The sequence below is a fragment of the Leeuwenhoekiella sp. A2 genome, assembly GCF_047946655.1.
In the GTDB taxonomy this organism is placed as follows: domain Bacteria; phylum Bacteroidota; class Bacteroidia; order Flavobacteriales; family Flavobacteriaceae; genus Leeuwenhoekiella.
Window position 1 is genome coordinate 2,744,023 of the sequence record NZ_CP172311.1, and the last position, 15,313, is coordinate 2,759,335.

General features: G+C 37.3%; 10 protein-coding genes. 3 read left to right on the forward strand and 7 right to left on the reverse strand.

What is annotated here, in order from left to right; all coding sequences use genetic code 11:
* Positions 1–176: 176 nt before the first annotated feature.
* Positions 177–2,501: an FdhF/YdeP family oxidoreductase gene (locus tag ACH3PA_RS12090; protein WP_416443861.1), complete on the forward strand. Its 2,325-nt coding sequence runs from the start codon at positions 177–179 to the stop codon at positions 2,499–2,501.
* Positions 2,502–2,539: 38 nt separating this feature from the next.
* Here ACH3PA_RS12090 and ACH3PA_RS12095 read toward each other — a convergent pair whose 3' ends face one another.
* Positions 2,540–3,961 carry an exonuclease domain-containing protein gene (locus ACH3PA_RS12095; RefSeq protein WP_416443859.1) on the reverse strand — a complete coding sequence of 474 codons (1,422 nt, stop codon included), beginning with the start codon at positions 3,959–3,961 and terminating at the stop codon, positions 2,540–2,542.
* Positions 3,962–4,173: 212 nt separating this feature from the next.
* Here ACH3PA_RS12095 and ACH3PA_RS12100 point away from each other — a divergent pair, with 212 nt between their 5' ends.
* A complete protein-coding gene (locus ACH3PA_RS12100) occupies positions 4,174–5,022 on the forward strand; it encodes an SdiA-regulated domain-containing protein (protein WP_416443857.1) in 849 nt (282 codons plus the stop codon).
* Here ACH3PA_RS12100 and ACH3PA_RS12105 read toward each other — a convergent pair whose 3' ends face one another.
* Together ACH3PA_RS12105 and ACH3PA_RS12110 are read right to left on the reverse strand one after the other, a co-directional pair.
* Positions 5,023–6,753: an APC family permease gene (locus ACH3PA_RS12105; protein ID WP_416443855.1), complete on the reverse strand. Its 1,731-nt coding sequence runs from the start codon at positions 6,751–6,753 to the stop codon at positions 5,023–5,025. It lies immediately after the preceding gene.
* A gap of 89 nt (positions 6,754–6,842) precedes the next feature.
* Positions 6,843–7,916, reverse strand: a complete 1,074-nt coding sequence (locus tag ACH3PA_RS12110; protein ID WP_416443853.1) for a zinc-binding metallopeptidase family protein — start codon at positions 7,914–7,916, stop codon at positions 6,843–6,845.
* A 327-nt stretch (positions 7,917–8,243) separates the two neighbouring features.
* Here ACH3PA_RS12110 and ACH3PA_RS12115 point away from each other — a divergent pair, with 327 nt between their 5' ends.
* The gene (locus ACH3PA_RS12115; RefSeq protein ID WP_416443851.1) at positions 8,244–9,467 is read left to right on the forward strand and encodes a glycosyltransferase; all 1,224 of its coding nucleotides are present in this window, start codon (positions 8,244–8,246) and stop codon (positions 9,465–9,467) included.
* Here the strand turns inward: ACH3PA_RS12115 and ACH3PA_RS12120 are convergent.
* The 4 genes from ACH3PA_RS12120 to ACH3PA_RS12135 form a co-directional block, all read right to left on the reverse strand.
* The gene (locus ACH3PA_RS12120) at positions 9,464–10,807 is read right to left on the reverse strand and encodes a bifunctional PIG-L family deacetylase/class I SAM-dependent methyltransferase (RefSeq protein ID WP_416443849.1); all 1,344 of its coding nucleotides are present in this window, start codon (positions 10,805–10,807) and stop codon (positions 9,464–9,466) included. The two genes, ACH3PA_RS12115 and ACH3PA_RS12120, sit on opposite strands and share 4 nt — an antisense overlap.
* Positions 10,797–11,879: an acyl-CoA dehydrogenase family protein gene (locus tag ACH3PA_RS12125; RefSeq protein ID WP_416443847.1), complete on the reverse strand. Its 1,083-nt coding sequence runs from the start codon at positions 11,877–11,879 to the stop codon at positions 10,797–10,799. The genes ACH3PA_RS12120 and ACH3PA_RS12125 overlap by 11 nt, the downstream gene beginning before the upstream one ends.
* A gap of 229 nt (positions 11,880–12,108) precedes the next feature.
* Positions 12,109–12,378: a hypothetical protein gene (locus ACH3PA_RS12130; RefSeq protein WP_416443845.1), complete on the reverse strand. Its 270-nt coding sequence runs from the start codon at positions 12,376–12,378 to the stop codon at positions 12,109–12,111.
* 289 nt (positions 12,379–12,667) lie between these two features.
* Complete coding sequence (locus tag ACH3PA_RS12135) at positions 12,668–15,301, reverse strand: MGH1-like glycoside hydrolase domain-containing protein (protein WP_416443843.1); 2,634 nt, start codon at positions 15,299–15,301, stop codon at positions 12,668–12,670.
* Positions 15,302–15,313 lie beyond the last annotated feature (12 nt).

Here is a 15,313-nt window from a genome sequence, read left to right on the forward strand (position 1 = left end):
AAGGGCCTAAAAATTGAGTTTTAAGGCTGTTAAAGAATATACAAAATCGTAAAAGTCATCCGGCTGATTAAAAACTAAATTTTAAATTCAGGTGAAATTAAAAATCAGTCCTAACCGGATCAAAATCGCTTCTACAGGCTAAAAATTAGCCAGACCCGGTTCTAAATAAAATTACAATGGAAAAAATAAAAAGAAATGTCTCTTTTCGTATTCCTCAGGATTTTTCCGGAATACGAGTAGAGGAACCTATGGATTATGCTGCCGGTGTGCCAGCGGTACAGGCTACTTTAAAACATACATTTAAAGAAATGGGTGTTTTAAAATCATTTAAAGGACTCGCAAAATTAAATCAACAAGAGGGTTTTGCCTGTATGAGTTGCGCATGGCCAGATCCTAAACATCCTTCTAAAATAGCAGAATATTGTGAGAACGGCGGGAAAGCACTTTCTGAAGAAGCTACTAATTACCGCGTAGAGCGTGATTTTTTTGCTAAATATTCTGTAGAAGAATTATCAAGTTGGTCAGATTATAAAATAGGAAAAAGCGGAAGGTTAACAGAGCCAATGGTGCTGCGACCAGATAGTATTTTTTATGAGCCCATAAGCTGGGATGATGCCTATCAACTTATTGCAGATGAGTTACACAAAATGAACTCCCCGCAGGAAGGTGTTTTTTATACTTCAGGGAGATCAAGTAACGAGGCGGCTTTTATGTATGGTCTTTTTGTGCGGGCAATGGGCAGTAACAATATGCCAGATTGTTCTAATATGTGCCATGAATCCAGCGGTAAAGCTTTAGTAGATATGTTAGGAATAGGCAAGGGATCTGTTAAGCTGGAAGATTTTGATGATGCAGAAGTAATCATAATTGCAGGGCAGAACCCGGGAACAAATCATCCCAGAATGATGTCTGCTCTGGAGAAGTGTAAACAAAACGGCGGTAAGATAGTTGCTATAAATCCGTTAGAAGAGGCGGGTTTGGTACGTTTTAAGAATCCGCAGGAAGTAAGTGGCTGGGTAGGTTCTGGCGAGCGTATGGCAGATGTGCATTTGCAAGTGAGAATAAATCAGGATATTCCGCTTGTAAAGCTAATTATGAAAAAATTGGCTACGCTAGACAAAAAAGATCATTCGGTTTTTGACCATGAGTTTATAAAGACATATACCGAAGGTTATGAAAAGGTTCTGGCAGATCTTGACGTTTATTCTGAGCGTGAGCTTCTTGATATGTGTGGGGTAAGTGAAGATCTTATAAATCAGGTTGTAGGGCTTTTAGCTAAAAAATCCAGAATAATTATTTGCTGGGCAATGGGTCTCACCCAACACAAAAACGGTGTTGCCACAATTAAGGAGTATGTCAATTTATTAATGCTTAAAGGAAGTATGGGTAAAACCGGTGCAGGTACATGTCCTGTACGCGGTCATAGCAATGTGCAGGGAGACCGAAGCGTGGGTATAATGCATTATATAGATGAAGAGGTCAATCAAAAAATTAAAGATGTTTTTGGTTTTGAGCCTTCAGATGAAGAGGGATATGACGTTATGAAAGCTATACCTGCTATGCACGATGGTAAAGTAAAGGTATTTGTTTCTCTTGGCGGAAACTTTGTTATGGCCGCTTCAGATACAGAATACACGGCAGAAGCTATGCAAAACTGCGATCTAACTGTTCAAATAAGTACAAAACTTAACAGAAGCCACTTAATAACAGGAAAAACGGCTTTAATTCTGCCTACACTTGGGCGTTCAGAAAAGGATATTGACAACAAAGGGAACAACAGATATAATACCATTGAAAATAGCATGGGCCAGATAAGAAGGTCTAAAGGTATTTTTAAGCCGGCGTCTAACGTGCTAAAAAGTGAGACCGAAATAGTAGGAGGGATGGCAGAAGCTTATTATAAGGGAAATCATCCTGTAGACTGGAAAAATTTGTGTCAGGATTATGACCTTATACGATCTAAAATCGATCTGGTTTCGGCGGGTTTTACAGATACCAGTCTCGATTCTGAAGGTGTAGGTTATTATTTGCCTAACAATGTGAGGAATCTTGATTTTAGCATGATGCCAAACGGCAGGGCCCAATTTTGTGTAAATGGCTTACCCAATCATAAGTTGACAGAAGATGAGTTGCTGCTTATGACAATACGCTCTCACGATCAATTTAATACAACTATTTATGGTTTAAACGATAGGTATAGAGGAGTGTATAATGAAAGACGCGTAGTATTTATGAATGAAGCAGATATGAAGAAACATGGTCTTAAAAAGCTTGATGTGATTCATATGATGAGTAATTATGACGGGCAAGAACGCAAAGCTTTCAAATTTCTTGTGATTCCTTATAATATCCCTGTGGGAAATATAGCAGCTTATTATCCCGAGACAAACGTCCTTGTTCCTTACAATCACAATGCAGATTATAGCAATACGCCTATAAGCAAATCTGTGGTTGTTAAAGTAGAAAAGTCACTAGAGCAGGAAGCTATTATGCAGGATTAATTTTTATTAAAATATAAAGATTTAGAGACAAAGGTGAGCTACATAAAGCTCACCTTTTCTAGTATAGAAGACCGCTGAGGTTCAAGATTGATGATGGGGTGCTCACTTTTTTGCCTGATGTAACTACGAATTATTTTATCTGTATGATAAGTATGTTTTTGTCTAACAAGAAAACTATCAAGATGATCAACAGACGTTATTTGTTCTTCCTGACTAATGTATCCATACCCCTGATAGCAGCCATCGCTAATTAAGATAAATGCATGCTCATCTTCTGTTCTGCCCTTATGCTTTATGACATAATCCATCTTTGCATTAAAAAGTGAATCACAGGCTTGTTTTACTCTAAAATTATAAAGCGTTGTGCTTTCTTCACCCACGCATACACCTTTACAACTTGTGATTTTATAATGTGAGCAATGTGCCGTACTGGTTTGCAGACCACAAAAGCGTGGACACAAATTATATTCCAGACATAGTTCTTCCAGCTTTTCAATACCCTTAGCTCGGGTGAAAAAATAATCATGCACATTGTAAATATTTTTACCTCGGGTAAGAGCGAGCTGAATTATTCCTTTTTGATTTACATAAGAAACAATACTGTAAGGCTGTGGCGTTTTCTTCTGCGCTTTATTAAACCTTGGGTAATTCTGTGCAATTTTTTCTGCTTCAAGGAGCAGGGCTATAAGTTCACTGCCCGTAACTTCGTAGTCAATAGAATGTGTTTCCTGACCAAGTAAATATTCGGTGTTTTTTTTATCATAAAAATGACTAATTACCCGTTGCTTGATATTGATCGCTTTACCGGCATAAATTATCTTTCCTTTTTTATCACGAAATAAATAGATTCCCGTCGCTTCTGGGAGTTGGTTAATATTATCTGCGGTGAGATGAGGTGGTAGCGTAGCTTCTTTTGATCTGGCATTTAGAAAACCGTTTATCGTAGAAAGACCATTTTCCAAGTTGAGTATTTTCTGAAATAAAATAACAGTAGCGTCTGTGTCTCCTTCTGCACGGTGTCTGTCATTTAATTTGATTTTTAAAGTTTCGCATAAGCGACCAAGACTATAAGAATATAAACCGGGAATTAGCTTTCGCGATAATCTTACAGTACACAATTTCTTGCGAGTAAAGTCTTGTCCTATATTTTTAAACTCATTGCGTATGACATTATAATCAAAGTTGACATTGTGTGCTACAAATACGGCACCGGTGGTTATGCGCCTAACTTCATCTGCGATCTCATCAAATTTGGGCGCATCTTCTACCATTTCATTTGTGATGCCGGTTAAGCCTGTAATAAATGATGGTACAAATCGCTCTGGATTAACCAGCGAGGTGAATTTTTCAAGAATTTCGCCGTTTTTTAGCAGCACAATGCAGATTTCTGTAATGCGATTGCCGTTGATACCATTACCGGTGGTTTCTACATCTATAACAGCATATAATCTCTCTTCCATAAAATCAAAAAAGGTGTTCTCAAATTTACGCCAAAATTAAAAACGATTTCAGGAAAATATCCATTTTATAGGATATTTTCCTTGTAGCAAAATTAAATGAACAATTTTCCTGTATTTGGAACGGTTAATGAAACACCGTAAGTACATTTTTAACTTATAATTTAAATAAGAAAAAGAAGGTTTTACGTTTCTTATACCAAATAGAAAATAACATGACATTACTAAAATATCTATATATAGGAATATTTGCTGCAACGCTGGTTTTAGGGGGTATTTATTTTACGGTATTTAATCCTTCTGATAAAGGTGATAAAGAATATGATATCAAGAATAAATGGGAATTACCAAAAGAGTTAAACGAAGTATCAGGAATCACATGGCTTGATGATGGTAATCTTGCCTGCATACAGGATGAGGAAGGCATTATTTTTATATATAATCTCAAGGATAAAAAGATTACAAAGAAAATCCCATTTGGCGATGCAGGGGATTTTGAAGGACTATCTGCAGAAGGCAATACGATCTACGCGTTAAGAAGTGACGGAACTATTTTTAAGATTGAAAATTACAATGAGGAAAACATAAACGTGTCTGAATATGACACGCCACTGTCGCATAAAAACAACACAGAAAGCCTGGCTCTTGACAAGAAGAATAATCGCCTCTTACTTGCCGCTAAAGACGAAAATCCCGGAGATGAGAATTACAAAACCATATATGGCTTCAATTTAAATACTAACAGAATTGACTCTACAGCAATTTTAAAAATTGACCTTAAAAGCAAGATTTTTGCTGATTATGAGGAGAAAAAAATGTACAAAACATTTAGACCTTCAGAGATAGCAATTAACCCGCTCACTCATGAGACCTATCTTTTAGAAGGTGTGCGCCCCAAGCTGTTAGTTGTAGACACAGAAGGTAATCCTAAGCGCATTTATAAGCTGGATCATGATGATTTTCGCCAGCCGGAAGGAATTACTTTCAGCCCCGAAGGCAAACTTTTTATCTCTAATGAGGCAGGAAAGCATTCCGCAAATATTCTCGAAGTTGTTCTTGACTAATTAAATGATCAATCGTACTTCGCCTAATTGCTGTACTTTATATGGAAATTGCTCACCGGGTGCGCCTATAAACATAAAGTTCACAGGGATATTCCAGCGTCTTGAAAGTTCTCTAATTTTTTCGGGTCCAAATTTTCCTTCCTCCTCAATATAGTCAATGTGTATGCTGGGATAAGCACGATCAAGAACCTCAATATCAGATTTAAGTTTTGCAGTAGCTTTAGTTTTTTCATCTACTACAGCAACGATTTTTAGTCTTCTTGTAGGTTCATTCTTGATCATGTACAGCATGACCTTATTCAGGGTTTCTACATTGTCATGATTAGTGAAAAAAACAAATTCCTGACCACTTACTCTGGCGAGTATGCTCATCGTTTTGCGGTTCAGCTTTTTGAAGAAATTACTATCGTCTGGCGAAATATAATTTATAAAATACAGGAAGAATTTAAGTATCGCGATCCTGTAAAGCATAAAAAATACTACAGCTACTGTAGGTATTAAATATTCCAGAAATATGGTTACGTACTGTGGATTAAGAACAACATTGCCAATAATTGCCGCAAAAACTGCAGCGATAGCAATTATTAAGGCAATCCATGAAGCGCGTTCAGGTCGAGGTAAATTTTTACGATTTATTTTAAGTAGAATATTCCCTATGCCAAAAAGTACCATAACTGAAAGGAAAGCTATGGTGTAAACACCAGCCAGTTTTGCAAGGTCACCTTCGGTTACAAAAAGCACAGAAGTACACAGAATAAAGAATACTATGAAAATAAGATATGAACTGTTTCTTTTATTCTTTTTCAGCAAAACACTTGGTAAAATGCGATCTAGCGCCATACGTTCCATTAAACCGCCCACTCCCACAAATGAAGTAAGCACAGCACCACTTAAAACGAGAGATGCATCAAGACCCACTAAAAAAGAAAGCCAGTTACCGCCAGAAATACTACCCAAAAAAGATAACAAGGCATCCTGATTACTGTCTACCACATTCATAGGAATTAGAGCCAAAGCGAGAAAAGCAATAAGCGGATTGAAAATGCTTACCACGATCCACATATTGCGTAAGGTTTTAGGAAAAACACCCAACTTTTGTTCTTCTACATAATTGGCAGAACTTTCAAAGCCACTTATACCCAACATGGCGGCAGAGAAGCCAAAGAATAGAGCCATACCTATATTGCCATTTACAGGAAGTTTAAAATTGTCTGTTAATGTTGTAAAATCATGCGTGAAAAAGTAATAAATACAGAAACCACAAAGTATTGTTAGAGATAAAAGGTGAAAGAGAAATATTGCAATAGCAACTTTAGAAGATTCACCTATCCCCAGAATTACAAGTCCCATAAACAATAGCAAAAGACCTATGGTTGTAGGGACAATAGGGATTACATCCCAAATGCTATATGCATATTTTACAGCCTCACTTGCCGATATTACCGCGGTAGCCATATATGAAAGTACGGTTAGGGCAGCGGCAAGAGAAGCAGTAGATTTTTGAGTAGTATTGAGCAAAGCATTATAAGCGCCACCGTTAAGAGGAAGTGCGCCAACTACCTCACCATAAATACGTCTAAACAAAAACAATACGGCGGCAACTATTAGAAGTGACACCCAAGCATATTGACCGGCATAGACAATTGCGAGTGCAGAAACGTAAAGACAAGAAGAACTAATATCATTTCCGCAAATAGCGGTAGCTTCAAGTTGATTTAATTTTTTAGCCATAAAGACTTAGAATTTTCAAGTAAATTTAAAGTTTTGATACTAGGTAAAAAGGTAAGAGCCTATTAATTTCAAATCAAGGTTGAAAAGTCTCAATTAAACTGGCCTTTTAGAAGTTTATGTATAAATCGTAACTTCTCAATCACCGGGGGCGGTAAAATGAAAGGATACAGATCTGGCTGGCCCATACTGCGATTTAAACTGTTAACCGCAAATGTAAGCGGCAAACAGGCGCCAATGATTTTATCAAAATCCTTTTCCTCAAAAGGGTCGAAATTAGCCTGCATATAAAGCGGCGAATTTTTCGTATTATCGGGGTCTATTTGCAATCCAAAAGCATACGCTGTTTCCAGCGTATCAATTATGTGTAAGTAGTGCGACCAGCTTTCTGCCCAGTCTTCCCAGGCATGAGATGCTGCGTATTTACTAACGAAGGTTTTTGCCCAATCTGCCGGTGGACCGTTCTCATAATGATTTTGTAGTGCTACACCGTAATCCTGAGTCTCATCGCCAAAAACAGCGCGAAAGTCTGCTAGTATTTTTTCGTCAGTTAAAATTAAACGCTCCCAATAATAATGACCCACTTCATGCCGAAAATGACCCAATAATGTGCGGTATCGCTCCTCCATCTGTGTGCGCATATATTCACGGTGCACAGGATCTGCCTCAGCAATATTTATAGTGATTAATCCCTTAAAGTGACCGGTTTTGATGCCATTTTTCGGGTTTTTTAAATTATCTGCAGACAGGAAATCAAAAGCCAGCCCATTTTCAGGATCTTCATTCTTAGAAACCAAAGGCAGATTAAATCTTTTTAAAGTGTAGATCAACCTGTGTTTTGCACGTTCCAGCCTAAGCCATTCCTGTAGTTGGTGCTCAACTTGTAAATAGGGTATGGTCCTGTTGAGGTCGCATGCCTCACAAAGTCCCTCCTCACCCATATCTTCTAAAGCTACCAGCCAGTTACATGCATTGTAACTATGATTTTCACAATACTGATACAGTTTGCCGCTGTCGGGTTTTGTTTGCCAGGCATTTTCACTGGGTTCCAGGACAACTAAGTCATTTGTCTCACTAAGATAGCCTAATTGACTTTGGCATTTCTCACAATGGGTATTCTCAAAATAAACGGGATTTGAACAATTATGGCAATGAAAGATCTTCATTTTATTTTTGGCTTATACCTTTATTGTTCAGTCAATAAAGGATTTTAATTCTATCTGAATTTAGCAGATTAAAACCGACCAAAGCTAATTTTTTTAAGAGATATTCAACTTGTTTTTATATTGTTTAATCATTATTTAACTTAAATAGGTTTCGTTTAATAGATAAAGCACAGCTACAATATTTTTCGCTTGAAGCGAAATCTAATAGCTTACTGATTTTACTTAATTCAGCTTATTAAAACCCCTCTTTAGCGATTAGCACATGTTAAATATGTCCAAAACATTTACATAAATTGATTTTAAAATATAATTTAGATTCATGCAGATATGACTAATGAAAATGCTCTAAAATCAAGCTATGATAGAACAGTTAAAGAAACGAATCTTTTGACAGCGGTGGACGATATAAATGTTATTGACCAGCTGTCGCGAATTATTGGGAATGGTTATTTTCAAAAAAAGACAGATTTTAAAAAAGATATTTTAATAACGGTTCCCGCAAAAAATGAAGAGGCGACTATTGTTCGTACGCTTCAGTCTTTAAAAAAGCAGTTTTATTTAAGTGGAGCATGTTTTGATTATGATCTTTTTGAGGTTCTTGTGCTATGTAATAATTGCACCGATGATACCTTAAGAAAATGCAACGATTTTAAGCATAAAAACCCCGATTTTCCGCTTCATGTACTGGTTTCTAATTCTAAAATAATTAGTAACGTAGGCGTTGCCAGACGTATTTTGATGAATATTGCCTGTAGCCGTGTTTCTAAAGATGGATTCATTGTCACTACCGATGCAGATACTGTCGCAGATAAATTTTTTCTGAGTGGAATTTATCAATATCTCGATGCAGATTATGGTCTTATTTGTGGTCGCATTCTGGTAGATGACGCACATCTTGATACAAAGGCTAAAAAATACCTGCATGCCAGCAGACATTATCTAGACTTGATGTGTAAGTTAGAGTCGACACTCTATCCTGATTTTAGCGATCCCTGGCCAAAACATGCGCACAATTCTGGTCCTAATTTGTCTATCAGAAAATATGCGTATCAAAAGATAGGTGGTATACCACCGTTGGGTTTTCTTGAAGATATCGCCTTATATGAATTGGTTTTATCGCATGGTTTTAAAGTGAAACACTGCATGCAAACCGTGGTTACTACGTCAACTCGCACTACACCAAGAGTTCCCGGCGGTTTTGGTAATCAATTGCGGGAGTGGGCTGAGTTTGATGAGCGCAGAGACAGTTATAATGTAGAAAGTTTTGAAAAATTGTTTCAGAAATTTTCTGCTTACGAGCTAATAAAGCAGCTTTATTTAACCGGGAATTTAAACCTTGTAAAAGAGATCTGCGATAAACTTAAAATGCCTCATGATCAATTGAAAGAATTGTATAAAACACATGATCGCTATCAATCTTTGGTTAGATTTTTAGAATCTGCACTTCCTAACAGTTCTAAGTGGAATGTTACCTATCCCGACATCGATATTTTTATGGCTATAGCACAACTTGAAACTTATTTTATTACCGTTGAGCACGAAAAAGTTTAAGCTTTTTTCTCATAGAGAACGAGTTCATAGTTCTCATGAACGTATTTAGTTTTTAGGGAATAACCGGCTTCACTACCGGCAGCAAACTGCTCAAATAGCAGATGAACCTGTTTACCTGTAAGTGGATAATCGCCTACGTAAGAGGTCCAGTGTACCATTAAAAAGTTGCCGCCAGGTAGCAAATGTGTGTTTATCTCGTTAAAAACATGCAGGAGATTTTCTTTTTCCAAATAATAACCAACTTCAGACATAACGATAAGGTCAAAGTTTTCATTTGGAAAATTTCTTGAAACATCCATCACTTCAAATGAAACGTGGTCTAACTTAGCACATCTTTCTTTTGCTGCATTTATAGGGATTCCACTTATATCGATAGAAAGGAGTTTTTTAGTGCGCTGGGCTAATTTTTCACTTAAAACACCAATTGAGCACCCTATCTCAAAAGTTGATTCATAAATCCTTTCGCCCAGAGCTAGAATTGATCGCTCATACTTTTCATGCTCGTAATGGCTATTTTCAAAATTCCAGGGATCGTTATTATCATTATACAATCTGTTGAAATATTCTGAAGTAAGCGTCTTTTCATTCCCGCCCGGTGAGAACAGGTAATACTCATAATCTCCCAGAAATGGCTCGAGCAAATCTGGTGTAAGAATAAAACCTTCAGGATCGTCTGCGATTAACTTTGATGTTTGTGTCTGGTGACAGAATATTGCTTTTTCCTTTTTATTTTTTACACTGCTAATATTAAGACGAAATGGCTGGACATTATCACCGTCTGGCCAGTGATGAGGTTTTCCGTTTTTCCAAAGCCAAACAGGATATTCTACTATTTGCACCGGGATTTTATGTTCTTTCAAAGTTTCTAAAATAACTTTTGTACTTGCAATGTGATCCCCATGCGGGTCACGTCTCCACGGGACAAAAACAGTATTTCTTTCACTTTGTTCAACAATAGCTGCGATGTCACTTTTAAGCTTTGAGTATTCACTGTTTAAAAGAAAAGGCATTTGAGAATCCTGCCGGTGCAGAAAAAAGACCTTCTCATCTTCAACACCTAAGGCAGCGCAAGCAGCCTGTGCTTCTTGTTCTCTTGTTTTTGCCAGTTTTTTGGCAGGATATTCTTTTGAGTTGGGATGTGATGCCGAACCGCTCGTCATAAAAACAACCGTGACCGGCACTTGTGCTGCCCGTAACATAGCAATCATACCCCCGCAGCCTAAAGATTCATCATCTGGATGGGGAGCAAAAAAAATAGATGGTCCTATATCTGTTGCAATCCCTGAGCTATTTAAAAATGGAGCGTCGTAAAGATCCTGAGGTAAAATTTTATCTAACATAGTTGATGCATTCTATTTTTGTTACAAATTCACCCACACTTGTCAGAGCCAGATCAGGTCCCGGCTGTTTGAGATAAGTAGCGAGATCACGATGCAATTTTTCTATGGCATGATCATGCATAAAACCTTTTAAACCCACACATCGCTCTGCTAGTTGCATCACTTCTGTACAAATATCGAGAATGGCAGTACGCATCATATTAGCATAATTTACTAAAATATCTCCCGAAGAATCTCCCGATTTATCGGCTATTTCCCCCGATTTTTCTATCCACAGGCGACCTTGCTCAAGTAATATGGCAATCTTGCCTAAGCGCATCTGTTGGTAAGGATCTTCGGTTCTTTTTAGCTTTTTTAAATGCGCCACAGTAGCTTCGGCAACAGCTTCTGCACCTCCTAATTGTACTGCCGCAAATCGTATGGCGCCACCGGTAAATGAAGGTTGCTGTGAATAATCGTCTATATTCCCTAAGAGATTGACAGGTTCAAGAAGAACATCTGTAAAATCTATTCTTGAACTTACTGATGCTCGCATTCCCAGAGGTTTCCATAGTGAAAAGTCTTCCTTTAATTCTTTATGTTTTTCAGTTTCAATAACCACCATTTGCCAGCCTTTCTTTGTTTTCGCAGTAATGATAGGTCTGTCAATATGCAGTCCGCCGGAACAAAAGATCTTTGCACCTTCTAATTTATTTTGAGAATCGGTTTGGATTAAATGAACTCCATCAGACTTTCGCTGTGTATTCCAAACACTAAAAAGCTTGCCATTGTGTGCATCTTTAAAATAGCGTTGTTTTTGCTGAGCACTGCCGTACTGTGCAATGAGCAGTAAGGCGTTAATGTGACCTTCATAAATACGACCTACAGAAAGATCTGCTTTGCCTACCTCTTTTAGGATATTTAAAAGTTTAGCGTTTTTCTTTTCTCCATATGATTTACCCCCAAAAATGGAAGGAAGTGTAACGGTGAGCAGATTAAGTTTTTTGAGAAGCTCAAATGCTGCTGTGGGAAATGTTCTATCATCATCTTCAAGCCCAAGAAAAATTTCCTCGTGCTCTTTTAAATTCAACATACTTTGGTTAGTTATAGTATCTCTTTTATGCTTTAAGTAATTAGAGATAGTGGATAATATTTTTAAAGTAAGCGAAAAGAATTGGCACCTCAAAGAGGATTAGTAATCCCTTAAGAAATGAAAGTTTTTAAAACAGAAGGAGATAAATTAAATGTAAAGAAGCACATAAAAAAAACAACCTTAATACAAGTCGTCTTAAGGTTGTTACTAAAATTTTTCTATACCTGTATTAAAGAACAGGTTGATGCAACTTTGAACTGCTAAAGTTACTTTTGGCTCCACTAATTTGAGAATCTTTTTGCAGGGTAGGGAATCCTATGCTCCATAATTCCCTAACAATCTTATCTAAAACTTCTGGACTGTCATAGATAATTGAGATTACTCTTTTTCTTAGATCAACATTTACAATACGCATATCGAGAATCCTGCTTAGGTTTCGCTCAATTACACGCTGGCATTCGTCAGACTGGAGGTTCTGTATTTTAAGATTGGCTCTCATAACGATATAGGTTTCTTATATTTAAAGTTATGTGTTTTTGGTCGAACATAAAAGAGTTAGAACGAGATTTTAATTATGTAATTGTGTTAAAATCAGAAATGTATGCTAAATTTTCCTTAACGGAGTTTTTCAAAATAGAATAGGAAAAGAATAGTACCAATATTGATTTACGTCTGTAAATAATACCTGTAAAAAATCACATACTTTAGGCTGAAAATCGCTGAAAAAGGGCTAAAATCTGCCCATAATGAGCAGATTTTAGCCAGATCTTAAAAAGTAAGGTCAATATTTAGTCTGTCTCATCGATAAGATTGGCAACAAGAGCCGTCCAACCGGTTTGATGTGAAGCACCTACACCGCGACCATCATCACCGCTAAAATATTCATAGAAAAGAATAAGGTCTTTAAAATGATCGTCCTTATAAACTTCTGCGTGTAATTGATTAACAGGTCGCTCTCCCTTCTCATCTGGTGAGAAAATAGCAATGAGTCTTTTGCTTAATTCATCGCTGATCTCTTTTAGATTTAATTTCTTATTGCTTCCTGTAGGATATTCAAAAGAAACTGAGTCACCATAATGTGTGTAAAACTGCCTAAGTGATTGAATAAAGAGATAATTAATAGGCATCCACACCGGTCCACGCCAATTAGAGTTTCCACCAAATAGCGGCGTGGTAGATTCTGTAGGCTCATAGCTAATAGTATAATCTACACCATCAATTTTTATACTGTACGGCTTAGTATGAATTTTTGATAATGACCGAATGCCAAACGGACTTAAAAATTCATTTTCGTCAAGAATGCTACGCATTAAAATTTGCATACGATCTTTAGGCACAAGCGTTAACAGCAAGTCGTTACCTTCTTCAAAATCCTGAATTACCAGATATTTTAAGTTTTCCTTTCTATATTTTCTAAACCAAATTACACTTTTAGTGAAAACCGGTAAACGCTTAAGTTTCTCTTTATTAACCTGAAGTACAGCTGTAAGCGATAAAAGACCTACAATAGACCGAATTTTTATGGGGATAAATGACTTATCTGGAAAAACCAATTTGTCGTAAAAGAAACCTTCATCATCATCCCAGGTGCCAATATTCTCAATGCTTCTTTTATTTAAAGCTTCAGCGATATAGACAAAATGGCCAAAATATTTAGTAGCCATATCTTCGTACGTATTATCTTCTAACGCGATCTCAAGACTCATCTCCAGCAGATTAAGACAATAAAGCGCCATCCAGGATGTGCCATCTACCTGCTCAAGGTGCGCATCGCCGGGAATGCCGTTACTGCGGTCAAAAACGCCAATATTATCAAGGCCTAAAAATCCGCCCTCAAAAACATTATTCTGTGTCTTATCTTCCTGATTTACCCACCATGTAAAGTTAAGAGCGAGTTTATTAAACATTCTTTTTAAGAATGCTACATCTCCTTTTCCGGTTTTTTCTTTTTCAATTTTATAGACTTGCATCGATGCCCAGGCCTGCACCGGTGGATTCACATCACTAAATGACCATTCATAGGCCGGGATTTGCCCATTAGGCGCCATATACCATTCTCGTGTAAAAAGGATCAATTGCTCCTTGGCAAATTCAGGATCGACCAGCGCTAATGAAACGCAATGAAAGGCCGAATCCCACGCGGCATACCAGGGATATTCCCACTTGTCTGGCATAGAAAGAATATCATGATTACGCAGTGTCTTCCAGTTATTATTACGTCCTGAAAAACGCTCTGGCGGTGGGGGCGAAGTATCATCATCACCGCGCAGCCAGCGTTCTACTTCATAATTATAATACTGTTTCGTCCACAATAAACCTGCTAAAGCTTGTTTTTGAATATTTGCAGATTCTGTATTTCGTTCTTTAATGATGTCTTTGTAAAATTGATCACATTCTGAAATTCTAGCATTGAAGATATTTTCAAAATCTGCAGAAAAAGGTTCCTCTTGCTCATTTTGTGATAATCGAAGCCTGATCGTAACAGACTCATTGCCCGCAATATTTCTGCTGTATAGAGGAGCAAACTTTGTCCCTTCATTTTTTTTCGCTGCCAGCGAAAAATCATCATTTATCACTGCATCATGAAAAAGATCCTTTTTATAAGGATGATCGTTAGGGCGCCCAAAAACACGCTCGTCATTGCTTTCATTCTCAGTAAAAAGTAATTTATCTGCATCCTCATAGTATAGGTTGTAATCAGCCAGATATGGATGCGTTATTTGTACGAAAGATTGGCCATTTTTATCGACCTTTTTAATAAGCGGTTTTTGCCGTCCTTTTTTAAAACTCCAGAAATTGCGTATCCATAAAGTGGGTAACACGTGAATGTCTGCCGCTTCTGTATTACGATTTGTCACCGTGATTTTTACCAGAATATCGTCGTTAGAGGCTTTAGCATATTCGGTATACACATCAAAATATGCGTTGTCTTTTAAAATTCCTGTGTCAAGTAATTCATATTCCTGTTCGGTGCGATTTCTTTGACCATTTACAGCTACAAGATAATCATAGGGATATTCATTTTGAGGATACTTGTACAGATGTTTCATGTAAGAATGAGAGGGTGTATTTTCCAGATAGTAATACAACTCTTTTACATCTTCACCGTGATTACCACGCGGTCCTGAAAGACCAAAAAGGCGTTCTTTTAAAATAGGATCTTTGCCATTCCACAATGTGACGGCAAAACACATGTTACAATACCTGTCTGAAATTCCTGCGATACCATCTTCTCCCCATCTGTATGTGCGGCTGCGTGCGTGGTCGTGTGTAAAATAGTTCCACGCATCGCCATTTGCGCTATAATCTTCTCTTACCGTTCCCCATTGTCTTTCACTTAAATACGGCCCCCATTGCAGCCAGTCATTTTCTTTATTATAATGTTCTTCAAGTCTTTTTTGTTCTTCAGTATTGTTACTCATATATGATTTTAA